Origin of the sequence: Nocardioides carbamazepini (assembly GCF_024614185.1) — a bacterium.
GTDB lineage: Bacteria > Actinomycetota > Actinomycetes > Propionibacteriales > Nocardioidaceae > Nocardioides > Nocardioides carbamazepini.
The window spans coordinates 799,305-820,913 of the sequence record NZ_JAHTLF010000016.1; the positions used below are offsets into that span (position 1 = coordinate 799,305).

A 21,609-nucleotide genomic window follows, 5' to 3' on the forward strand; every position below is an offset into this window, starting at 1 on the left:
TAGCGCTACCCGCGAGCGCGCCTCCGGGGGAACCGGGGAGCCGGGGGACTCTCACAGCGGTTCTCACAGAAGGCCCAGCACGGGCCGTCACTCTGCGGCACGGTCGGCCGTGGATCGGCGCTCAGGGGCGGACTGGACGGCACCTCCGATCACCCGTCAGCACGGGCGCTCTCATCTTTGAATCAGGACAAGCGACGTAGGTTCGACTCCTACCCGGGGAGCTACGGCATCGGCTGCGGCGACGAGGTCGTCCGCGGAGGCGTGGCGCCGACCATCTGGGTGACCAGCTCGACGTGCTGGCGCGCGAGGTCCGCCGCGCCGAGCCGGCCGGTGGGGCGGAACCACTTGCCGGCGTTGATGCACAGGTCGAGGATCGACTTCGCCGTGATGTCGGTGTCGGCGCCGACGGCCGCGAGGGTGAACTCGCCGTCGGCGATCCCGCGTTCGAGGCACTCCTCGAAGAGGCGGCGGATCCGCTTCTGCTGCTCGAGCACGTCCGTGGCCCGCTCGGGCGGCAGGTGTCGCCACTCGGTCTGGCTGACGAGGCCCTCGAGCTGGCGCTCCGAGTGGAAGATCGAGATCGCTCCCACCAGGGCCCGGAGCTGGGTGGTCGCGTTGTCGTCCGCCCCCCGGAGGGCCTGTTGGAGGGATGCGACGGAGTCGTTGAGCGAGCGCATCAGGATCGCGTAGAGGACGTCCTCCTTGGACCCGAAGTGGTTGTACAGCGATCCGGCGGTGACGTGGCAGGCCTGCATGATCTGGCGGACCGAGGTCGCGGGATAGCCGTTCGTGAAGAACAGCTCCGTGGCCACGTCGAGTACGCGTTGGGCGGTGTCCGTGTGGCGCGCGTCGGTCTTGGCGGTTCTCACGGGCACCACCCTACCCGAATGCATGAACGTTTGTTGACGTACCTTCGTCGCACCTGGTAAACAAACGTTCATGCATTCTGTGACGCCCTTCACCCCGGGGTCCGCGGTCGTCGACCTGTGCGACGTCGTCCTGCGCCGCGAGGGGTGGCGTGCCTACCTGGGCGCCCTGCTGACCGCCGCCCCGCGCTACGGCGAGGTGTTCGCGGGGCGCTTCGCCGCCATGTCCGGCCGCTCGTCCCGGGACGTCCTGGCCGCCTTGGCCGAGGACCCGGCCGCGGCGATCGAGGATCTGGCCGAGGTCGCGGCCCGCGCCTTCGACCCGCAGGCGCGGGCGGCCGAGCTCGAGGAGCACGACATCGTGCAGGTGATCCACGGCGGCCCGTGGCCCTGTGCCGGCGGCACCATGAACGACCACGTCGCCGACGTCGCCCGGCTCAGCGATCGCTTCGTCCCGTGGGCCGGCGTGTCGTTGGCCGATCCGGCGGCCGCGGTCGCCGAGGCGGTGCGGACGATCGACGAGCTCGGGATGTCGGGGCTGTCGGTGATCCCCTTCCTGGACGGCGTGGACCCCAGCGACCCGGCGCTGGACGGCCTGTGGTCGACCGCCGCGGAGCGGGACGTGCCGGTCTGGATCCACAGCGGACAGAACTTCTCGTCGTCGCCCATGGCGATCAGCGGGCCGCAGGTGATCGACGCGCTGGCCGTCCGCCATCCGCACCTGCGCATGGTGCTCGGACATGGGGGATGGCCCTGGGTCCTGGAGGCGGTCGCGCTCCTGCAGCGTCATCCCCACGTCTACCTGGAGTTCTCCTCCCACCATCCGCGGACGATGGCCGCCGCGGGGTCCGGCTGGGAGCCGCTGTTCCTCCACGGCTCCCGATCGGTGCGGGACCGCGTTCTCTTCGGCTCCACGAGCTGGACCCACACGCAGGGCCTGGCCGCGGTCGTCGAGTCGGTGTCCGCCCTCCCGATCGCGCCCGACGTCCGCGACGCATGGCTGCGTGGCAATGCCGCGAGACTGCTGGCCCGCGCCGTGGAGACGGTCGGATGAGGCAGCTCGATCAGCGCCGCGTGGTCGTCACCGGCGCGCTGGGCGGCATCGGCACCGCGGTCACCGCGCGTCTGCTCGCCGACGGCGCCCAGGTGCTGGCCGTCGACCACCCGGACGTCGTACGCCGGGACCGGGGGCCGAGCTCGCCGGGACTGCACGTCGTCGGTGTCGACCTGAGGGACCCGCACGCGTCGACGGAGGTCGCACGGCAGGGGCTCGAGCGGCTCGGCGGGGTCGACGCGCTCGTCAACAACGCCGGGATCGAGCTGAGGGCGCCGCTGGCCGACCACCTCGACGAACGGTGGGACGCCGTCTTCGACATCAACCTGCGGGCGCCGTTCCGCCTGGCCCGCGACCTCGCCGACCTCCTGGCGGCCGGCCGCTCGCCCGCCGTCGTCAACGTGTGCTCGATCGCGGTGACGGGCTTCGCCGGGCAGGTGGCGTACGACGCCAGCAAGGGCGGCCTGCTCACGCTGACCCGTTCCCTGGCGGTCGAGCTGGGGCCCCGAGGGGTCCGGGCCAACGCGATCTGCCCGGGCTTCATCGACACCCCGATGCTCGACGAGGGCGAGCTGCGCGCCCTCGCCGAGCGGGTCGCCCGAACCCTGCCGTTGCGACGTCTGGGACGTCCTGCCGACGTGGCCGGCGCCGTCAGCTGGCTCCTCGGCGACGACGCCGGCTACGTCACCGGCCAGTCACTTTTCATCGATGGAGGAATGAACCGCCAATGACCACCTTGCACGACGACTCCGCCCTCTCGACGCTGCGCACGCACGAGCCGCACCCGGGGGTCCGCTGGATCGCCCTGAACCGCCCGGAGCGGCGCAACGCCATCGACCGCGAGCTCGGCGAGGAGCTGTACGCCGTCCTCGAGCGGGCGCTCGCCGACCGCGAGACGCGGGTCGTGGTGATCACGGGCGAGGGCCGGTCCTTCTGCGCCGGCGACGACCTCGGCGCCGTCGAGGAGCACCTCCGCGGCGAGTACGCGCGCTCGCCGGTGATCGGTACGACGCCGGACCCGATGTACCTGCGCATCATCGAGATGCTGGTGACCAGCCGCGTCCCGGTCATCATGGCGATCAACGGCGACGCGGCCGGTGCCGGAGCCGAGCTGGCCTGCGCCGGGGACGTCCGGATCGCGAGCTCGCGCGCCCGCCTCGGCAGCGCGCTGATGAACGTCGCGCAGGCCGGCGGGCTCGTGATGATGTCGCGGCTGGTCGGCGTCGCGCGGGCCACCGAGATCTACCTGTCCGGCGCGCTGCTCGATGCGACCGAGGCCGAACGCCTCGGCATCTTCACGAAGGTCGTCCCGCCCGAGGACCTCGCCGGTGCCGCTCTCGCCGAGGCGCAGCGGCTCGCCAGCGCGCCGACCGCGGCGATCGGCCTGTTCAAGGAGCTGCGCGAGCAGACGATCGGGCAGCCGGTCCAACAGGCGCTGCGCCTGCAGAACGCCGTCCACATCCGCAACAACGCCGAGGTCGTCGACGCGCTCGAGGGCGCCACGGCCTTCATCGAGAAGCGCCGTCCGCGCTTCGTCGGGAAGTAGAGGGAGGAACGCCATGAGCGAGAACATCTTCGGTCGCTTCGACGGTCACGTCGTGATCGTCACCGGTGCGGCGTCGGGCATCGGAGCCGCGTCGGTGACGCTCTTCGAGCGGGCCGGCGCCACCGTGGTGGGCCTGGACCTGCGGGACGGTCCCGGGATCCGGTCCTGCGACGTGTCCGACCCGGCCGCGGTCGACGCGGCGGTGCGCGCCGTCGTGGCCGAGCACGGCCGGCTCGACGTCGTCCACGGCAACGCGGGGATCAGCATCCCGGGACGGCCGCACTCGATCTCCGATGACGACTATCGGCGGGTGATGGGCGTGTGCTGCGACGCGAACTTCTATCTCGTGCGCTCCGGGGTGCCGCACATGCGGGAGCGGGGCGGCGTCTTCGTCTTCACCGCGTCGATGTGCGGCGTCGGTGCGACCCCGAGGTCCTCGGTCTACAACATGGCCAAGCATGCGGTGATCGGCCTGACGCGGTCGGTGGCCGTCGACTACGGGGCCCAGGGCATCCGCGCCGTGGCGATGGTCACCGGACCCACGCACACGGCCATGGCCGACGAGCTGTGGCCGGAGGACGGCCCGGCGCGCAACGGGTTCCTCAGGGCGACGCCTGCCGGGCGGCTCAGCCGCCCGGAGGAGCAGGCCCGGGCCGCGGTCTTCGCCGCGCTGCCCGAGTCGTCGTACATGAACGGCGGGGTGATCACGGTCGACGGCGGCGCGACCGCCGGCTGGAACGAGATGGGCCTGGGGATGCTCGCGACGGCAGGTCCGGCATGACCGCCGCGTCCTGGCTCGGCGACGTCGACACGACGATGCGCGACGACGTCGCGTTGAGGGCCGACGTGTGGCACCACGGTGAGCCGCGTCCCGCGGTGCTCTTCCGGACGCCGTACGGACGTCGAGCGATCACCTCGGACGTGCTGCGGCCGATCGACTGCGTCCACGGCGGATTCGCCGCCGTCTGCCAGGACACCCGGGGCCGCTTCGACTCCCAGGGCGACTGGGAGCCGATCATGTGGGACCAGGAGGCGCTCGACGCCTACGACACCGTCGAGTGGGTCGCCCGGCAGGAGTGGTGCGACGGTCGCGTGATCCTCGCCGGCACGTCGTACGGCGGCATCGTCTCGTTCCTCGGCGCCGCTCAGCGACCGCCGAGCCTGGCCGGCGTCGCCGCGGCGATGGTCACCTCGGGCAGCCGTGACCTGCGGGAGCTCGGCGGTGCGATGCGCCTCGAGCAGGTCGTCAGCTGGCTGCTCTTCATGGCCGCGGACTGGATGCGGCGGCACCCGGACGACGTCGATGCCGCGACCGTCGCCACCCTGCACGCGCTGCTCCTCGACCCGGAGCCCGCCCTGACGGCCCTGCCGCTGTCGACCGGTCCGCTGTCGCGGCTCCGGGGCTTCCCGCTCGACGTCCCGGCCCTGCTCGCCGGCCAGGTGCCGACCACGCCCGAGTGGGAGGCGGCGGCGATCGAGGTGCCGGTGTTCGTCACGACGGGCTGGTTCGACGTCTTCAGCTCCGCCACGATCGACGCCTTCCGCGACGCCGTGCGCGCCCATCCCGACCTGCCGCACCGCCTGGTCGTGGGGCCCTGGGCACACACCGGGCCGCTGCCGCATCACACCGGTGAGCTCAACTTCGGCATCGTCGCCTCGGCCGGAGCGGCGACCCTCGCGGCGCAGCAGCTGGCGTTCTTCAAGGATCCCGCGGCGGTCGAGTCGCGGCACGAGGTCAGGTACTTCCTCATGGGGGCCGACGAGTGGCGTACGGCCGACGCCTGGCCGCCGCGGGCCGCGCGGCCCCGCCTGCTCCACCTGGACGCGGGCACGCTGGGGGACGAACCCGGACCTGCGGACGCCGTCGACAGCTACGACCACGACCCGCTCGATCCGGTGCCGAGCCGCGGTGGCCGGGTGATCCACCTCGGGCGCTCCACGCCCGGCCCGATCGACCTGCGCTGGCAGCTCGCCCGTCCGGACGTCCTCAGCTATCTGACCGCGGCGCTCGAGGAGCCGCTGGACGTCGTGGGCGCCGTGCACGCGGACCTGACCGTCTCGGTGGACCAGCCGGACGCCGACCTCGTCGTCCGCCTGGTCGATCGCCGACCCGACGGCCGGGTGTACCCCGTGGCCGAGGGCGTGGTGCGGCTGAGCCATGCCCTCGGCCGCCCCGCCGACGGCCCACCGACGCGGGTGCGGGTCGACCTCGGCTACACGGCACAGCGCTTCGGGCGTGGTCACCGGCTCGGCCTGCTGGTGACGAGCAGCGCCTTCCCGCACCTCGACCGCAATCTCCAGACCGGCGAGCCCTCGAGCACCTCCGCCGAGGCCCGCACCGTCTCCGTCGACGTCCATCTCGCGGAGTCGACGCTCTCCATCGACGTACTCACCCAGGAAGGACGGCGCTGACATGTCGCTGTGGAACCTCGAGCGCTCCGACGGCGTGGTCGAGCTGGTCTACGACAACCCCCCTCGGAACTTCCTCACGTTCGCCGCGCTGGAGGAGCTCGGCACGCGCCTCACGGAGCTCGCCGACGATCCGGACACGGCCGTGATCGTCTTGTCGAGCGCCGACACCGAACGCTTCGTCGCGCACGCCGACCTCGACGAGCTGAGCCGGCTGGCCGACGGCCCGGTGCCGGAGGCGCGAGCGTGGTACACGACCATGCGCCTGATCGAGACCATGCCGCAGCCGGTCATCGCCGCGATCGACGGCCAGGCCTGGGGCGGAGGCCTGGAGCTGTCGCTGGCGTGCACCCTGCGCTGGGCCAGTCCGCGCGCCCACTTCTCCGCGATCGAGACCGCGCTGGGCATCGTCCCGGGTGCCGGCGGCTCCCAGCGCCTGATCCGGCTGATCGGACGGGGACCCGCGACGGACCTCGTGATCACCGGCCTGCGGGTCGACGCCGCGCGGGCCGCCCAGCTCGGGATCGTCAGCCGCGTGTTCACCGGCGACTTCCGGGCCGAGGTCCTGGCGGCCGCGACCGAGCTCGCCCGCCTGCCGCGTGCCGCGGTGGCGGCGGCCAAGCGGGTGGTGCGCGAGGGCGCCGAGCTGGGCCTCTCCGACGCCCTCCGGCTGGAGGGCGGCGCCTTCGGCGAGCTCCTCGCGACGCCCGAGTCGCTGCGTCTGCAGCAGGCCGCTCGTGAGCGCTACGCCGCGTCGGCCACCGGCGATCCGGTCGGCTTCGCGGGACTCGGGGAGTCGGCATGAGCGGGCTCGCCGTCATCACCGGGGCGAGCCGGGGCATCGGTCGCGCGGTCGCCGACCAGCTGGCGCGGGACGGGTACGACATCGCCGTGGGCTACTTCGCCCGGGCCGACGCCGCGCTGGAGGTGGTCGAGGCGGTCGTCGCGGAGCGCGGGGTCCGGGCGGCGGCGTACCAGGTCGACGTGCGCTCACCGGAGTCGTGCCACCGGCTCGTGGTCGACGCCCGAGCGGCGATGGGCCCGGTGCGCGCCATCGTGTCCAACGCCACCGGGTTCGGCGCGGACCATCCCGGCCTGGGGGCCTCCCTGAGCGTGCCCGTGGCGGTGTACCAGGAGATGTTCGCGGCCCGTCTCGGCGCGCTGCTGAGCCTGGTCGACGCCGCCGGCGGCGACCTGGACGGCGGCGGGAGGGTGGTCGCGGTGACGAGCACCGGCACCCACCGGCACGTTCCCGGCTATGCGCCGATCGCGGCGTCGATGGCCGCGGTGGAGAGCGTCGTCCGCTACCTGGCCGCCGAGCTCGGACCGCGGGGCATCACCGTCAACACGGCGGTCGGTGGCGTCATCGACACCGACGCGCTGGCCGAGATCACGGCCGATCCCGAGCGCCTCAAGGAGGCCGTACGGCGCGCGACGCCGCTGGGCCGGGTGGGACGCACCGACGACATCGCCGCGGTCGTGAGCTTCCTGTGCAGCACCTCCGCCGGCTGGGTCACCGGCCAGTCGCTGATCGCCGACGGCGGCAACTCGCTCCGTTAGCGGCTCGGGCCGCACCCGACAGATCCCAGCGCCGAGCGCTGTCAAGGAAGGAAGGAACCATGAGGAAGCTCATGACACTCAAGCAGGCGGGCGTGGCGATGGTCACCGCGCTCACCCTGGCCGTCACCGCCTGCGGCGGCGACGGTGACAGCGGCGGAGGGGACGAGCGGCTCGACGTCGCCGTACCGGCCGACGCGTCCTCTCTCGACCCGATCCTCGGCAGTGCGGGAGGCGACCATGTGATGCTCTACCCGATCTACGAGACGTTGATCGGCTTCGACGCCGAGATGCTGCCGCAGCCCGGCCTGGTCGAGTCCTGGTCCCAGACCAGTCCGACGGAGCTGACCCTCACGCTGCGGGAGGGACTGACCTTCCACGACGGCACCGCACTGGACGCCGAGGCGGTCCGGTTCAACCTCGAGCGCGCCCGGGGGGAGGGCTCGAACGTCGCGGTCGATCTCGCCTCGATCACCACGATCCGGGTCGACGACCCCCTCACCGTCACGCTCGAGCTGGCCGAGCCGGACGCCTCCCTACTCATGGTGCTCGCCGATCGGGCGGGCATGATGGTCTCGCCGGCGGCGGTGGAGAAGAGCGACGGCGACGTCAGCGACAACCCGGTCGGTGCGGGCCCGTGGTCCATCGTGAAGTGGAACCGGGGCCAGTACCTTCGCGTCGAGCGGTTCGACGACTACTGGGACGCCGAGGCCACGCGCGTGCCCGAGCTCCAGTTCAACGTGGTCGCCGACCCGACGACCCGAGCCACCTCGCTGCGGTCCGGCAAGCAGGACGTCGCCCTGGGCTACGCCCCGGCCGACGCGGCCGAGCTGGACGGGAAGTCGGAGGTCCAACTGGTCAGGACGCCGCGCCTGTGGGTGGACGAGGTGTACTTCGACATCGGCTCGACGGAGCTGAAGGACGTGCGGGTCCGCCGCGCGCTGAACCTCGCGATCGACCGCGAGACCATCGTGAAGAGCGCCTACTTCGGCCTGGGCAGCCCGGCGTCCGGCCTGTTCCCGGACAGCTACTGGGCCGCTGACGGCGAGCTGGCCTACGACTTCGACCCCGACCAGGCCCGCGCCCTGCTGGCGGAGGCCGACACGTCGGACCTGACGTTCGACATGCTGCTCAGCGCCGACGCCGGCACCGTCCGGATGGGCGAGATCCTCCAGCAGCAGTGGGGCGACGTCGGTGTCACGGTCAACCTGAAGCCGCTCGAGGGCGTCCAGGCCGTCAACGCCTACTTCGTCGACCACGCGGAGCCGGCACTGCTGTCGGCCTTCACCGGCCGCCCCGACCCGAAGATGGCCTTCGACGTGCTCTTCTCGGAGAGCAGCTTCTACAACGTGTCGGGACTGGCGACGCCGGGCCTCGCGGAGGCGCTGGAGAGCACCGACGCGTCGTTGGAGAACGACCAGCGGGCACCCGGCTTCCAGGAGGCTGCTCGCGCGGTCTTCGAGAACGCGTCGTTCCTCCCGATCTCCTTCCCCGACAACCTGATCGCGCTGGACGAGGACGTCTCCGGCTTCGAGGACAACCTCCTCGGCAAGCCGAAGTTCCTCGGCGTCTCGCTGGACTGACCCGACCGACAGGACTGACAAGCAGGTGCTGACATGAGTGGAGCGTTGCTCAGCGTCGATGGTCTCGACGTCTTCTTCGGCGCGCACGGAACGCAGGTCCAGGCGCTGCACGGCGTCTCCTTCGACGTGGCGCCGGGTGAGGTCGTCGGCCTGGTCGGCGAGAGCGGGAGCGGGAAGACCGTCACCTCGCTGGCGCTCATGGGCCTCCTGGACCCGCGCACGTCGCGGGTCCAGGGGGAGGCACGGCTGCGGGGAGAGCCGTTGTGGAGCGAGGCGGGACGCCTGCGTCCGCATGCCGAGGTCCCGATGGCGATGGTCTTCCAGGAGCCGATGACGGCCCTGGACCCCGTCTTCCGGATCGGCCACCAGCTCGTCGAGACCCTGCGCCGGCGTCAGGGGCTGAACCGCCGCCAGGCGACCGCGCGGGCGGCCGAGCTGCTCGACCAGGTCGGCATCCCCGACCCGCGTGCGCGGCTGCGGGCCTATCCGCACGAGCTCTCGGGCGGGATGCGGCAGCGGGTCGTGATCGCGCTCGCGCTGGCCTGCTCGCCACGCCTGCTGATCGCCGACGAGCCGACCACGGCGGTCGACGCGACGATCCAGGCTCAGCTGCTGGAGCTGATCGCGGGGCTGGCCCGCGACGAAGGGATGGGGGTCGTGTTCGTGACCCACGACCTCGGCGTCGTCGCGCAGATGTGCCACCGCATGATCACCATGTACGCCGGCCGGGTCATCGAGTCCGGCCCGGTCGTGGAGGTGCTCGCCCGCCCCCTCCACCCCTACACCTCCGGCCTGCTCGCCGCCCTCCCGGCTCCGCGCCACCGCGGTGGTCGTCTGCCCACGATCCCCGGCGCCGTACCGGCGCCCGGGACGGTCGCGGAGGGCTGCGTCTTCGCGGACCGGTGTGCCCACACGCGGTCCGCGTGTGAGGTGACCCCCGACCTGCGCCCCGTGCCGGACGGTCGGTCGGTCCGGTGCGCACGCGCCGAGGAGCTGCGCCTGACCGGGAGCAGGTCATGACCGCGCTGATGCGACTCGACGACGTCTCGGTGCGCTTCCCCGTGGGACGCCGGCGGAGCGTCTCGGCGGTCGACGGAGTGAGCCTGGACGTCGTCGCGGGCCAGACGCTCGGCCTGATCGGGGAGAGCGGCTCGGGCAAGTCGACACTGGCCCGCGCGATGCTCGGCCTCGTCCCGACAGCCACCGGATCGGTCTCCTGGATGGGCGAGGACGTGGCCGCGATGTCGCGCCAGCGCCGCCGTGCCTTCACCGGCGAGGTGCAGATGGTGTTCCAGGACCCGCACAGCGCGCTCGACCCACGGCGGAGGGTGCGCCAGAGCGTCCGGGAGCCGCTCGACGTCCTGGGCCGCGGCGCCCGCGACGAACGCGACGACCTGGCGCGGAGGGCACTGGCGGACGTCGGGCTGCCCGCCCACCTGCACGACCGGTACCCCCACCAGCTCAGCGGTGGCCAGAAGCAACGGGTCAACATCGCCCGGGCCCTGGTCACCCGGCCGCGGCTGCTCGTGTGCGACGAGTCCGTCGCCGCGCTGGACGTGGCGCTGCAGGCGGAGATCCTCAACCTGCTCGGCGACCTGAAGGACGAGTACGACCTGACGGTCGTGTTCATCAGCCACGACCTCGGCGTGGTCGGCCACATCTCCGACCGCGTAGCGGTCATGTACCTCGGCAAGCTGGTCGAGACGGCCATGGCCGACGTCCTGCTGGACACGCCGCGCCACCCCTACACCGAGGCGCTGCTGTCGGCGAGACCCGATGTGAACGAGACGGGGGCGGGTGAGCGCATCATCCTGCGCGGCGACGTACCCAGTCCGCTGGCGCCGCCCACCGGGTGTCGCTTCCACCCCCGGTGCCTGCATGCGACGCCCGCCTGCGCGACGGACCTGCCAGTGCTCGTCCCCGTCGAGGACGGCGGCGCCTCGGCCTGCCTGCGGGTCGCGGAGCTCTACGGCCCGGGCCCGGTCGACACGTCGGTGATGGGAGGTGCCCGATGAGGATCGTGTCCGCGGTGGCGTCCCGGCTGGTCTGGACGGTGCCCACCCTCCTGCTCGCGACCCTGGTCGCCTTCCTGCTGCAGCAGCTCATCCCGGGCGACCAGGCGGTCGCGCTGGCCGGCGAGTACGCCACGGACGAGAAGCTCGCCGCGATCCGCGCCGACCTGGGCCTCGAGCAGCCGGTGCTCACCCGCTACCTCGACTGGATCGGCGGCGTGGTCACCGGCGACCTCGGGACGTCGTACCGCACCGGGCAGCCGGTGGCCGAGATCGTGCTCGACCGACTTCCGGTGACCCTGCTGCTGACGCTCCTCGCGCTGCTCATCGCGATCGCGATCGGCGTCCCCAGCGGGGTCGCCGCGGCGCAGCGGCCCGGGACCTGGGTCGACCGCCTGTTCACGACCGCGGCCACCGCGGGCATCGCGATCCCGAACTTCTGGCTGGGCATGATGCTGATCGCCGTGTTCGCCGTCCAGCTGGGCTGGTTCCCCGGGCCGGGCGGGGTGGACTTCGCCGACGACCCCGGGAACGCGCTGCGCGCGCTGGTCCTGCCGTCGGTCGCCCTGGGCATGGTCGGGTCGGCCGAGATCTGCCGGCAGGTGCGCTCCGCGATGATCGAGAACCTGGGCTCCGACTACGTGCGGACGCTGCGGGCCACCGGCCTGTCCCACTGGTCCATCGTGTGGCGCCATGCCCTGAAGAACTCGAGCCTGCCGCTGGCGACGATCCTGGGGATCCAGGTGTCGCACCTCGTCGGCGGCGCGGTGGTGGTCGAGGCGGTCTTCGGGCTGTCCGGCATCGGATCGCTCGTCGTGGAGGCGACGAACCAGCGCGACTACATCGTCATCCAGGCGGTGGTGCTGCTGGCGGCGGTCATCGTGCTGGTCACCAACCTCGTCGTCGACATCTCCTACCGCCTTCTGGACCCGAGGATCTCCTGATGTCGACGACGCTCAGCAAGCCCGCCCGCAAGCCCACCCGTACGGCGCCGCGCCGGTCGGCGGTGATCTGGCTCAGCTACGGGATCCTCGTCGCGGTCGCCGTCGTCGTGCTCCTGGCCGATGTCCTCGCGCCCCATGCGCCGAACCAGCAGGACCTCACCTCCGTCCTCCTCGGGCCCAGCGCGGAGCACCCCCTGGGCACCGACGACCTGGGCCGCGACGTCCTCAGCCGGCTGCTGCACGGCACCCGGGTCTCGATCCTCGCGGCCCTCCTGGCCGTCGGGATCGCGCTGGTCGTGGGCTTCCCGCTGGGCATCCTGGCGGGCTACGTCGGCGGGTGGCCGGACGCGGTCCTGATGCGCCTGCTCGACACGGTCATGGCCTTTCCGGCCCTCGTGCTCGCGATCGGCATCACCGCGATGCTGGGTCCCGACATCACCACCGCCATGGTCGCCGTCGGCGTCGTGCTGACGCCGGTGGTGGTCCGGCTGACGCGCGCGCAGACGATGGCGGTGGCGGGCCAGACCTACATCGAGGCGGCGTCGTCGTTCGGTGCCCGGGGTGTGCGGCGGATGATCCTGCCGCACGTCGTGCCGAACGTGGTCCAGCCGATCGTCGCGCAGGTCGCGGTGCTCATCGGCTTCGCCCTGATCGCCGAGGCCAGCCTGAGCTTCCTGCAGCTCGGCGTCCAGCCGCCCACGGCGTCCTGGGGCACCATCCTGGCGCGCTCCTACACGTTCCTCGAGCGCGCGCCCATGAGCATCTTCGTCCCGGGCGCGGCGATCGCACTGACCGTCTTCGCCCTCAACATCGTGGGTGAGGAAGTGCAGCGACTCCTGGACCCCCGCCGCCGGTGACCCGGACGTGCGCACCGGCCACCCCACCTGCATCATCGACAACGAACGACGGGAGACCCATGAACTCGAGTTGGCTGACCAGCACCGCGGCAGTGCTGCCGCAGGCTCTGCGGCGCCGTGCGGCGGAGCACCCCGACCGCACCCTCGTCGTGTTCGAGGACGGCGGCCGGTGGACCTACGGCGAGACGCTGTGCGAGGCGGAGAGGGTGGCCCACGCACTGCGTCGCATCGGCGTCGCCCCAGGAGACCGTGTCGTCTCCTGGCTGCCCACGGGGCCCGACGCCCTGCGCGTGTGGTTCGGCGTGAACCTGCTGGGGGCCGCGCTCGTGCCGCTCAACACCGCCTACCGGGGCGGGCTGCTGGAGCACTCCATCGCGCTGTCGGGTGCGTCGGTGGCGGTCGTGCACGTCGACCTCCTCGACCGGCTGGAGGCGGTCGACCACGCGGGCCTGACGGACGTGGTCGTCGTGGGCGGGCGGGGGTCCGTCGGCGGGCTGCGGGTGCACGACGCGGCGGTGCTGGACAGCCCGCCGCCGCAGGAGCCGGCCGCGTGGCCGGACGTGATGCCGTGGGACCCGTACGCCGTCGTACTGACCTCCGGCACGACGGGGCCCTCGAAGGGCGTCGTGTGCTCCTATGCGCAGCTGTCGGCGTGCGCGGAGGCGGCGTTCGCCGGTGACTTCGGCGCCGACGACCGGTACCTGGTGACCCTGCCGCTGTTCCACGCCGGGGGGACCATCGGCGTCAACGCGGCGGTCGTGCTGGGCGGGAGCATCGTGCTGTCGTCCGGCTTCCGGACCGGGGACTTCTGGGACTTCGTCCGAGCGACCGGGCCGACGCACGTGACGCTGCTGGGGGTGATGGCGACCTACCTGAGCAAGCAGGAGCCCTCCTCCGCGGACGCCGACCACTCGCTGCGCAGGGTGTTCATGATCCCGCTGTCGGACGCGGCGACCTTCGCCGAGCGGTTCGGCGTCGAGGTCGTGGCGATGTACAACATGACCGAGGTCTCGATCCCGATCGTGTCCGGCCCCAACCCCGTCCAGGACGGCACGTCCGGCCGGGCCCGGCCGGGGATGGAGGTCCGGATCGTCGACGAGCACGACCTCGAGGTCCCGGACGGGACGGTCGGCGAGCTCGTGGTGCGCGGCGCGGAGCCGTGGACCATCGCGACGGAGTACCTCGGGCGGCCGGAGGCGACCGCCGCGGCCTGGCGCAACGGCTGGTTCCACACCGGGGACGCCTTCCGACGGGTGGCGGGCGAGTACTTCTTCGTGGACCGGATGGGCGACACGATCCGTCGCCGTGGCGAGAACATCTCGTCGTTCGAGGTGGAGAACGAGATCGTCGCGCACCCCAGTGTCTCGGAGGTGGCGATCGTGGCGACGCCGAGCCCCGACGGGGAGGACGAGGTGCTGGCCGTCCTGGCGCCGGCGCCCGGGAGGTCCATCGACGTCGCGGAGCTGATCGAGTTCATCCGGCCCCGGATGGCGCACTTCATGATCCCGCGCTACTTCCGGGTCCTCGACGAGCTGCCCAAGACGCCGACCAGCAAGATCCAGAAGCACACCCTGCGGGCGGCCGGGATCACCGCCGACACGATCGATCGCGAGGGCCTGGGGATCAGGATCCGCAAGGAGCGCATCGGCGAGCAGCGGTTGAGTCGGCCCCTCTGACCCCTTGAGTCGTCGCCTCTGACCTGTTGAACCGTCGCATCGTGTCGGTACGACGGCGCGTTGGTGACGACTCAAGAGGTCAGATCTGACGACTCGACAGGTCAGATCCGACGACTCAACGGGGGTCAGGCCGAGCGCGGCAAGGACATCGCCCGGCCCTCGGGCGTGAGGTAGGCACCGTCGTCGAACAGGATGACCCCGTTGCAGAGCCGGCACCAGCCCTGCTCGCTGTGGTCGGCGGTCACGTGGGCGGTGCAGCAGGCGGGGTCCCCGGCAGCCGGACACTCGGGTGAGTGGTCACACATCGTCGTGCTCCCTTTCGGTCGTTCGCTTCTCCAGCTCTCGTGATACGCCTGATCGGCCGCGGATGCACGCGCTTTCGCCGAACTGTTAGGAAACTGCCGGGGTGGGGAAATCCCCACCCCCGACCGGCGGTCCAGGACCATCGAGCGCGGCGTCCGCCGTCCCTAGCGTCGATGACATCAGATCCCTCACCCCGGGGAGGCCCGGGACAGCCCAGGAGCAGCCATGTCAGAGACCGCCCTCGAGGTCCAGGACCTCACCCGCACCTACGGCGCCGGCGACAACGCCGTCACCGCGCTCGCAGGCGTCGACCTCGCCTTCCGCCGCGGCAGCTTCACCGCCGTGATGGGGCCGTCCGGCTCCGGGAAGTCGACCTTCCTGTCCTGCGCCGCCGGCCTGGACCGGCCGACCGGCGGCCGGGTCCTCGTCGGCGGCACCGACGTCACGGACTGGGACGAGGAGCGGCGCACCCGCCTACGCCGTGAGCGGATCGGCTTCGTCTTCCAGGGCTTCCACCTGCTGCCGTACCTCTCCGCCGCCCAGAACGTCGCCCTCCCCAGTCGCCTCGCCGGCAAGCGGCCGGACCGGGAGCGGGTGCGCCACCTGCTCGACCGGGTCGGTCTCGCCGACCGGGCGCACCACCTGCCCGGCAGCCTGTCCGGCGGTCAGCAGCAGCGGGTCGCGATCGCCCGGGCGCTGCTGAGCGCACCCGACGTGCTGCTCGCCGACGAGCCGACCGGAGCCCTCGACTCCACGACGGCCCGGCAGGTGCTCGGCCTGCTGCGCGGCAGCGTCGTCGACCTCGGCCAGACCGTGGTGATGGTGACCCACGACCCCGTCGCCGCGTCGTACGCCGGCGAGGTGGTCTTCCTCGTCGACGGCCGGGTCGCGGGCCGGATGGCCCACCCCACCGCCGATGCCGTCGCCGGCCAGATGGCCCACCTCGATGAGCTGGTGTCGGCATGAACGCCGCGATGAACGGCCTGGCCCTGCGCAGCCTGCGGCACCGCCCGCGCGCCGCGATCGCCACCTTCCTCGCCGTCCTGCTCGGCACCCTGCTGATCGGGTCCTTCGCCACCTTGGCCGAGTCGTCGTCCGGTGCGCCCGCGCCGGACGACGGGACCCTGGTCATCCTCGGCGCCGTCGTCGGTGGCTGGGGGGCGCTCATCGTGCTCTTCTCCGTCGCGTCGACGGTCGGCATCACCACCACCCAGCGGGCGGCCGAGATCGGCCTGCTGCGCACCATCGGCGCCACACCCCGCCAGGCCCGACGCCTGATCGCCCGCGAGACCGGCGCGATCGCGCTCGCCGCCGCCGTGATCGGCGCGCTCGCCGCCTCGGTCGGCGGACGGCTGCTCTTCGACCTCATCCGGTCGGGCGGACTCGTCTCCGACGGCACGCGGTACGACGCCGGCCCGGCGTCGGTCGCCGGCGCGGCGGTCCTCGTGCTGGCCGCCGCCGCGATCGCCGCCGCGGTCGCCGCGCGGCGCGCCACGCGCGGTCCGGCCGGTGTCCTGGTCCGCGAGAGCGGCGGCGAGCAGGGCCGGATGCGCTGGTGGCGGGTGGCGATCGCCCTGCTGCTGGTCGGCTACGGCATCGCGATGGCCGTCGTCACCGTCGCGGTGACCGCCCATGCCGACGACCCCTACGCCGCGATGTCCACGAGCGGCTCCAGCTCGATCCTGGTCGGCCTCGGCCTGGCCGTGCTCGCGCCCGTCCTGCTGCGGTGGGGGGCCGGCCCGGTCCGGCTGCTGGCCGGCACGTCGGCGACGGCCCATCTGGCGTCGTACAACACCGTGCGGCGGGCGCACCTGCTCGCCGGGGTCCTCGCTCCCGTCGTCGTGCTCACCTCGGCCGCGGTCGGCACCCTCGTGCTCGTCGACATCGACGCCCGCACGCTGCCCGCGGGGACGCCGGACAGCGACACCATCGCCCTGCTGAACAATGTCGTCGTGGGGATGCTCTCGCTGTTCGCGGCGATCATGGTCGTCAACGCGTTCGTCGCCACCGTCGCCCACCGGCGCGAGGAGCTGCTCCGGCTCCGGCTGCTCGGCGCCACGTCCCGGCAGGTGCGTGGATCGGTGGTGGCGGAGGCCGGCATCGTCGCCGCGATCGGCGTGGTGCTGGGAACCCTGGCCGCGGCCACCACCGTCGTCCCGTTCGCCGTCGCGCGCGACGAGGGCATGGTTCCCGACGGCGGCCTGTGGCTGGTGCCCGCGGTGGCCGCCGCGGTCGTCGTGCTGACCCTCGGCTCGGCGCGCGGCGCGGTGCGCAGCGCCGCACCGGAGCCGGTGTGATGACAGACTCGGCCACGATGGACGTGCTGGCGCCGCTGCGGCCGCTCCGGCCGAGCCCGGTGACCGCCGCCGGGCTCGGGGAGCGGTTGCGGCTGACCCTGCTCTCGGCCGGGTACGCCGTCTCGTTCCTGCCGTCCCTCGCGCTGGTCATCCTCACGCTGCTATGCATCCCGCTCGGGCTGGTCGGCGTCGGTTTCGTGCTCGCGTTCGCGACCGTGCCCGCGACGGCGATGCTCACGGCCGCGCACCGGCAGGTCAGCGGCCGGCTGCTGGGGGAGCCGATCCCGGCCCGGTACGCACCGACCGGCGGCACCCTCGCCGTGACCTGGCCGGTCCGCTGGCTGCGCGACCCGGCCCGCTGGCGGGACTTCGGCTTCCTCTGCTTCTCCGCGACCGGCGGGTTCGTGATGTCACTGCTGCCCGTGGCGCTGCTGACCACGCCGCTCACCTGGCTGATCCTGGCGTTCACCGCGGGGGAGTGGGTGTGGCTCCTGCTGCTCCTGCTCAGCGGCCCGATGCTGCTCGTCTGGTGGTTCGTGACGGAGCCGCTCGTGGCCGCCCGGGCCCGCGCCGAGCGCGGGATCCTCGGCCACGACCGGGTCACGGAGCTCGCCGAGCGGGTCGAGCGGGTCGAGGAGTCCCGCGCCGAGACGCTGGACCACTCCGCCGCCGAGGTGCGCCGCATCGAGCGCGACCTCCACGACGGCGCGCAGGCCCGGATCGCCTCGGTCGGCATGAGCGTCGGTCTGGCCGAGAAGCTGCTCCAGACCGACCCCGAGGGCGCGGCGGCCCTGCTGCGCGAGGCACGTGAGACCACCATGGACGCCCTCGACGACCTGCGCTCCGTGGTCCGCGGCATCCACCCGCCCGTGCTCGCGGACCGCGGCCTGGCCGGCGCGATCGAGGCCCTGGCGATCGCGCTGCCCGTCCCGGTGGCGGTCGCGGTCGACGTGCCCCGGCTCCCCGCCCCCGTCGAGTCCGCCGCGTACTTCGCGGTCGCCGAGTGCCTCGCCAACACGATGAAGCACGCCGCGGCGAACCGGGCGTGGGTGAGCGGGACGTACGCCGAGCAGCGGCTCCGCCTCGTCGTCGGCGACGACGGGCGCGGTGGCGCCGACCCCGACGGATCCGGGCTGGCCGGCGTCGCGCGCCGGCTCGCCGCCTTCGACGGCGCCCTCGCGATCGACAGTCCAGCTGGTGGGCCGACCACGGTCCGGATGGAGGTGCCGTGCCCGCCGGCGTGACCACCCTGAGAGCGGTGCTCGCCGAGGACCAGGCGCTGCTGCGCGTGGGCCTCACCCGGATCCTCGAGTCCGGTGGCGTCGAGGTCGTCGAGGCGGTCGACAACGCGCCCTCGCTGGCCCGGGCGCTGACCCGCGACGACATCGACATCGCGGTGGTCGACGTACGCCTCCCGCCGACGCACACCACCGAGGGCCTGGAGGCCGCGACCACGGCCCGGGCAGCGCGGCGTGCCTTCCCCGTGCTGGTGCTCAGCCAGTGGGTCGAGCCGCTCTACGCCCGGGACCTGCTGGCCGGCGGGGAGGGCGCGATCGGGTACCTCCTCAAGGACCGGGTCGCCGACGTCGACGGCTTCCTCGCCGCCGTGCGCCAGGTCGCCGGCGGCGGCACCGTGCTGGACCCGGAGGTGGTCGCGGCGCTGGTCAGCGCCCGCAGCCGGCCGCTCGACCGGCTCACCGACCGGGAGCAGGAGGTGATGACGCTGATCGCCGAGGGCCGGTCCAACGCCGCGATCGCCGCCCGCCTGGTCGTCACCGAGAAGGCCGTCGGCAAGCACATCAACAGCATCTTCACCAAGCTCGACCTGCCGCAGGCGGCCGACGACAACCGGCGGGTGCTGGCGGTGCTCGCCTGGCTCGACGGTCGCTGACCGACGCCCTCTAGGGTGGCTGACGTGACCGAGCACGTGACCGAGCAGCTGACCGTCATCGTCCTCGCCGCCGGCGGCGGCACCCGCATGAGGTCGAAGACCCCGAAGGTGCTGCACCGGATCGGCGGACGCAGCATGATCGGCCACGTCCTGGCCGCCGTCGGCGCGCTCGAGCCGACCCGGGTGGTCACCGTCGTCGGCCACCAGCGCGAGCTGGTCGGCCCCCACGTCAACGGGCTGCACCCGGACACCGTGCTGGCCGTGCAGGAGGAGCAGCTCGGCACCGGGCACGCCGTACGGGTCGCCCTGGAGGCGCTCGCCGACGCGCCGCGGGAGGGCACGGTCCTGGTCGCGTACGGCGACACCCCGCTCCTGGAGGGTGCCACGCTCCGCGCGTTCACGGCGTCGCACCGGCGCGCCGGCGCCGCGGTCAGCATCCTGAGCGGGATCGTCGCCGACCCGTTCGGGTACGGCCGTGTCGTCCGCGACGGCACCGGCGTCGTGCAGGCGATCGTCGAGGAGAAGGACGCCTCCGACGCCGAGCGCCTGATCACCGAGATCAACTCCGGCATCCTCGCGTTCGACGCCGCCTTCCTCGCCGAGACCATCGGGCGGATCGGCAACGACAACGCCAAGGGCGAGTACTACCTCACCGACGCCGTCGGGCTGGCCCGCGCCGCCGGGCGGGTCGTCACCGCCCACCCCGTCGAGGACGCGCTGCAGACCGAGGGCGCCAACGACCGGGTCCAGCTGGCCGACCTCGGCCGGGAGCTCAACCGCCGCATCGTCACCCGCTGGATGCGCGAGGGTGTCACCGTGATGGATCCGGCGACGACCTGGATCGACGCCGAGGTCGAGCTGGCGCCCGACGTCACCGTCCTCCCCGGCACCCAGCTGCTCGGCGCGACCGTCGTCGCCGAGGACGCGGTGGTCGGCCCGGACACCACGCTCGAGGACTGCGAGATCGGCGCCGGCGCCCGCGTCGTACGCACCCACGGCCAGCTCGCCGTGATCGGGGCCGGGGCGACGGTCGGACCGTTCGCGTACCTCCGGCCCGGCACGCTGCTGGGGGCCGGCGGCAAGATCGGCACCTTCGTCGAGACCAAGAACGCGCAGATCGGCGATGGCGCCAAGGTCCCGCACCTGTCCTACGTCGGCGACGCCGAGATCGGCGAGGGCAGCAACATCGGCGCCGGCACGATCTTCGCCAACTACGACGGCGTCGCCAAGCACCGAACGACCGTCGGGAGGCACGCGAAGACCGGCTCCAACAACACCTTCGTCGCGCCCGTCGTGATCGGCGACGGCGCCTCGACGGGCGGCGGGACCGTCGTCCGCCGCAACGTGCCGCCGGGCGCCCTCGCGGTCAGCACCTCGCCCCAGCGCAACCTCGAGGGCTGGGTCGTCTCGCGGCGCGCGGGCACCGCCCAGGCGGAGGCGGCGGAGGCCGCTACGGCGGACGCCGCGGGTGAACGGTCCGAAAACGGACCCGGACTTGGGGGCGACGCGGGGGAGCGGGCAGAATCCTAGGTACCACCAGCGGCGACCAGGGGGAGTCACAGACGTGAGCGGTCTGAAGCGGACGACCGAGAAGAACCTGATGGTCTTCTCCGGACGGGCACACCCCGAGCTGGCCGACGAGGTCGCCCAGATCCTCGACCAGGAGCTGGTGCCGACCTCGGCGTACGAGTTCGCCAACGGCGAGATCTACATCCGCTACGAGGAGTCGGTGCGCGGCTGCGACGCCTTCGTGCTGCAGAGCCACACCACTCCGATCAACGAGTGGATCATGGAGCACCTGATCATGGTCGACGCGCTCAAGCGCGCCTCGGCCAAGCGGATCACCGTGGTCATGCCGTTCTGGGGCTACTCGCGCCAGGACAAGAAGCACCGCGGCCGCGAGCCGATCTCGGCCCGCCTCCTGGCCGACCTGTTCAAGACCGCGGGCGCCGACCGGATCATCACCGTCGACCTGCACGCCGACCAGCTCCAGGGCTTCTTCGACGGCCCGGTCGACCACCTGATGGCGCTGCCGATCCTCACCGACTACATCAAGGAGAAGTACGGCGACCAGGAGCTCGCCGTCGTCTCCCCCGATGCCGGCCGGATCAAGGTGGCCGAGCGCTGGGCGGCCCGCCTCGGCGGCGTACCGCTGGCGTTCATCCACAAGACCCGCCGCACCGACGTCGCCAACGAGGTCGTCGCCAACCGGGTCGTCGGTGACGTCAAGGGCCGCATGTGCGTGCTGACCGACGACATGATCGACACCGGCGGCACGATCGTGAAGGCCGCCGAGGCGCTCATGGCCGACGGCGCGGCCGGCGTCATCATCGCCGCCACCCACGCGATCCTCTCCGACCCCGCGGTCGACCGGCTCAAGAACTGCTCGGCCACCGAGATCGTCATCACCAACACCCTGCCGGTGCCGTCGGAGAAGCAGTTCGACAAGCTCACCACGCTGTCGATCGCGCCGCTCGTCGCCCGGGCCATCCGCGAGGTCTTCGAGGACGGCTCCGTCACCTCGATGTTCGACGGCCACGCGTAGTTAACGGCGTTCGCAAATTGCTGCGGTTTGGGACCAAACCGCAGCAATACGCCGTACGAGCATGCGGTC

The 21,609-nt window shown here is 72.6% G+C and carries 21 protein-coding genes; 19 read left to right on the top strand and 2 right to left on the bottom strand.

Annotation, left to right across the window (positions count from 1 at the left end; translation table 11 throughout):
* Positions 1-221: 221 nt before the first annotated feature.
* Complete coding sequence (locus KVF89_RS16435) at positions 222-869, bottom strand: TetR/AcrR family transcriptional regulator (RefSeq protein ID WP_257427157.1); 648 nt, start codon at positions 867-869, stop codon at positions 222-224.
* Positions 870-939: 70 nt separating this feature from the next.
* On the opposite strand from KVF89_RS16435, the gene KVF89_RS16440 reads away from it, so the two are divergent.
* The 13 genes from KVF89_RS16440 to KVF89_RS16500 are packed head-to-tail and all read left to right on the top strand — an operon-like array spanning position 940 to position 14,504.
* Entirely contained in the window at positions 940-1,920 is a 981-nt protein-coding gene (locus KVF89_RS16440; protein ID WP_257427159.1) for an amidohydrolase family protein, read from the top strand.
* Positions 1,917-2,651: an SDR family NAD(P)-dependent oxidoreductase gene (locus tag KVF89_RS16445; RefSeq protein ID WP_257427161.1), complete on the top strand. Its 735-nt coding sequence runs from the start codon at positions 1,917-1,919 to the stop codon at positions 2,649-2,651. The genes KVF89_RS16440 and KVF89_RS16445 overlap by 4 nt, the downstream gene beginning before the upstream one ends.
* The gene (locus KVF89_RS16450; protein WP_257427163.1) at positions 2,648-3,466 is read left to right on the top strand and encodes an enoyl-CoA hydratase/isomerase family protein; all 819 of its coding nucleotides are present in this window, start codon (positions 2,648-2,650) and stop codon (positions 3,464-3,466) included. Before KVF89_RS16445 ends, KVF89_RS16450 begins: the two co-directional genes overlap by 4 nt.
* A 13-nt stretch (positions 3,467-3,479) precedes the next feature.
* A complete protein-coding gene (locus KVF89_RS16455) occupies positions 3,480-4,247 on the top strand; it encodes an SDR family NAD(P)-dependent oxidoreductase (RefSeq protein ID WP_257427164.1) in 768 nt (255 codons plus the stop codon).
* Positions 4,244-5,878, top strand: a complete 1,635-nt coding sequence (locus tag KVF89_RS16460; RefSeq protein WP_257427165.1) for a CocE/NonD family hydrolase — start codon at positions 4,244-4,246, stop codon at positions 5,876-5,878. Before KVF89_RS16455 ends, KVF89_RS16460 begins: the two co-directional genes overlap by 4 nt.
* Position 5,879: 1 nt before the next feature.
* Positions 5,880-6,680, top strand: a complete 801-nt coding sequence (locus KVF89_RS16465; RefSeq protein WP_257427167.1) for an enoyl-CoA hydratase/isomerase family protein — start codon at positions 5,880-5,882, stop codon at positions 6,678-6,680.
* Positions 6,677-7,435, top strand: a complete 759-nt coding sequence (locus tag KVF89_RS16470) for an SDR family oxidoreductase (protein ID WP_257427168.1) — start codon at positions 6,677-6,679, stop codon at positions 7,433-7,435. The genes KVF89_RS16465 and KVF89_RS16470 overlap by 4 nt, the downstream gene beginning before the upstream one ends.
* A 59-nt stretch (positions 7,436-7,494) precedes the next feature.
* Complete coding sequence (locus KVF89_RS16475) at positions 7,495-9,015, top strand: ABC transporter substrate-binding protein (RefSeq protein WP_257427169.1); 1,521 nt, start codon at positions 7,495-7,497, stop codon at positions 9,013-9,015.
* 33 nt (positions 9,016-9,048) lie between these two features.
* Positions 9,049-10,035, top strand: a complete 987-nt coding sequence (locus tag KVF89_RS16480) for an ABC transporter ATP-binding protein (RefSeq protein WP_257427170.1) — start codon at positions 9,049-9,051, stop codon at positions 10,033-10,035.
* The gene (locus KVF89_RS16485; protein WP_257427171.1) at positions 10,032-11,030 is read left to right on the top strand and encodes an ABC transporter ATP-binding protein; all 999 of its coding nucleotides are present in this window, start codon (positions 10,032-10,034) and stop codon (positions 11,028-11,030) included. The genes KVF89_RS16480 and KVF89_RS16485 overlap by 4 nt, the downstream gene beginning before the upstream one ends.
* Entirely contained in the window at positions 11,027-11,971 is a 945-nt protein-coding gene (locus KVF89_RS16490; RefSeq protein WP_257427172.1) for an ABC transporter permease, read from the top strand. Before KVF89_RS16485 ends, KVF89_RS16490 begins: the two co-directional genes overlap by 4 nt.
* Complete coding sequence (locus KVF89_RS16495; protein WP_257427173.1) at positions 11,971-12,828, top strand: ABC transporter permease; 858 nt, start codon at positions 11,971-11,973, stop codon at positions 12,826-12,828. The genes KVF89_RS16490 and KVF89_RS16495 overlap by 1 nt, the downstream gene beginning before the upstream one ends.
* A gap of 59 nt (positions 12,829-12,887) precedes the next feature.
* Positions 12,888-14,504, top strand: a complete 1,617-nt coding sequence (locus KVF89_RS16500) for an AMP-binding protein (protein WP_257427174.1) — start codon at positions 12,888-12,890, stop codon at positions 14,502-14,504.
* A 125-nt stretch (positions 14,505-14,629) separates the two neighbouring features.
* Here the strand turns inward: KVF89_RS16500 and KVF89_RS16505 are convergent, their stop codons facing one another.
* Positions 14,630-14,809, bottom strand: coding sequence for a DUF5999 family protein (locus KVF89_RS16505; RefSeq protein WP_257427175.1), 180 nt, complete (start codon positions 14,807-14,809; stop codon positions 14,630-14,632).
* Between the two features lie 223 nt (positions 14,810-15,032).
* Between KVF89_RS16505 and KVF89_RS16510 the strand changes: the two genes are divergently transcribed.
* Genes KVF89_RS16510 through KVF89_RS16535 form a run of 6 tightly spaced genes read left to right on the top strand, consistent with a single transcriptional unit; the run spans position 15,033 to position 21,540 of the window.
* Positions 15,033-15,773, top strand: a complete 741-nt coding sequence (locus KVF89_RS16510; protein ID WP_257427176.1) for an ABC transporter ATP-binding protein — start codon at positions 15,033-15,035, stop codon at positions 15,771-15,773.
* Positions 15,770-17,104, top strand: coding sequence for an FtsX-like permease family protein (locus KVF89_RS16515; protein ID WP_257427177.1), 1,335 nt, complete (start codon positions 15,770-15,772; stop codon positions 17,102-17,104). The genes KVF89_RS16510 and KVF89_RS16515 overlap by 4 nt, the downstream gene beginning before the upstream one ends.
* On the top strand, positions 17,104-18,348 hold the full coding sequence (locus KVF89_RS16520; protein ID WP_257427178.1) for a sensor histidine kinase: 1,245 nt from the start codon (positions 17,104-17,106) through the stop codon (positions 18,346-18,348). Before KVF89_RS16515 ends, KVF89_RS16520 begins: the two co-directional genes overlap by 1 nt.
* 5 nt (positions 18,349-18,353) lie before the next feature.
* Positions 18,354-18,995 carry a LuxR C-terminal-related transcriptional regulator gene (locus tag KVF89_RS16525; RefSeq protein WP_257427622.1) on the top strand — a complete coding sequence of 214 codons (642 nt, stop codon included), beginning with the start codon at positions 18,354-18,356 and terminating at the stop codon, positions 18,993-18,995.
* 24 nt (positions 18,996-19,019) lie between these two features.
* Positions 19,020-20,525 (top strand): bifunctional UDP-N-acetylglucosamine diphosphorylase/glucosamine-1-phosphate N-acetyltransferase GlmU, encoded by a 1,506-nt coding sequence (glmU, locus tag KVF89_RS16530; RefSeq protein ID WP_257427179.1) that lies wholly within the window; start codon positions 19,020-19,022, stop codon positions 20,523-20,525.
* 34 nt (positions 20,526-20,559) lie between these two features.
* Positions 20,560-21,540 (top strand): ribose-phosphate diphosphokinase, encoded by a 981-nt coding sequence (locus KVF89_RS16535; RefSeq protein WP_257427180.1) that lies wholly within the window; start codon positions 20,560-20,562, stop codon positions 21,538-21,540.
* Positions 21,541-21,609: the final 69 nt, after the last annotated feature.

Bases quoted from the DNA above. Each gene is read 5' to 3' on its own strand.
- KVF89_RS16510 (WP_257427176.1), top strand. From the start codon at position 15,033: ATGTCAGAGACCGCCCTCGAGGTCCAGGACCTCACCCGCACCTACGGC.
- KVF89_RS16500 (WP_257427174.1), top strand. From the start codon at position 12,888: ATGAACTCGAGTTGGCTGACCAGCACCGCGGCAGTGCTGCCGCAGGCT.
- KVF89_RS16495 (WP_257427173.1), top strand. From the start codon at position 11,971: ATGTCGACGACGCTCAGCAAGCCCGCCCGCAAGCCCACCCGTACGGCG.
- KVF89_RS16450 (WP_257427163.1), top strand. From the start codon at position 2,648: ATGACCACCTTGCACGACGACTCCGCCCTCTCGACGCTGCGCACGCAC.
- KVF89_RS16490 (WP_257427172.1), top strand. From the start codon at position 11,027: ATGAGGATCGTGTCCGCGGTGGCGTCCCGGCTGGTCTGGACGGTGCCC.
- KVF89_RS16520 (WP_257427178.1), top strand. From the start codon at position 17,104: ATGACAGACTCGGCCACGATGGACGTGCTGGCGCCGCTGCGGCCGCTC.
- KVF89_RS16475 (WP_257427169.1), top strand. From the start codon at position 7,495: ATGAGGAAGCTCATGACACTCAAGCAGGCGGGCGTGGCGATGGTCACC.
- KVF89_RS16440 (WP_257427159.1), top strand. From the start codon at position 940: ATGCATTCTGTGACGCCCTTCACCCCGGGGTCCGCGGTCGTCGACCTG.
- KVF89_RS16460 (WP_257427165.1), top strand. From the start codon at position 4,244: ATGACCGCCGCGTCCTGGCTCGGCGACGTCGACACGACGATGCGCGAC.
- KVF89_RS16470 (WP_257427168.1), top strand. From the start codon at position 6,677: ATGAGCGGGCTCGCCGTCATCACCGGGGCGAGCCGGGGCATCGGTCGC.
- KVF89_RS16455 (WP_257427164.1), top strand. From the start codon at position 3,480: ATGAGCGAGAACATCTTCGGTCGCTTCGACGGTCACGTCGTGATCGTC.
- KVF89_RS16445 (WP_257427161.1), top strand. From the start codon at position 1,917: ATGAGGCAGCTCGATCAGCGCCGCGTGGTCGTCACCGGCGCGCTGGGC.
- KVF89_RS16515 (WP_257427177.1), top strand. From the start codon at position 15,770: ATGAACGCCGCGATGAACGGCCTGGCCCTGCGCAGCCTGCGGCACCGC.
- KVF89_RS16480 (WP_257427170.1), top strand. From the start codon at position 9,049: ATGAGTGGAGCGTTGCTCAGCGTCGATGGTCTCGACGTCTTCTTCGGC.
- KVF89_RS16465 (WP_257427167.1), top strand. From the start codon at position 5,880: ATGTCGCTGTGGAACCTCGAGCGCTCCGACGGCGTGGTCGAGCTGGTC.
- KVF89_RS16505 (WP_257427175.1), bottom strand. From the start codon at position 14,809: ATGTGTGACCACTCACCCGAGTGTCCGGCTGCCGGGGACCCCGCCTGC.
- KVF89_RS16485 (WP_257427171.1), top strand. From the start codon at position 10,032: ATGACCGCGCTGATGCGACTCGACGACGTCTCGGTGCGCTTCCCCGTG.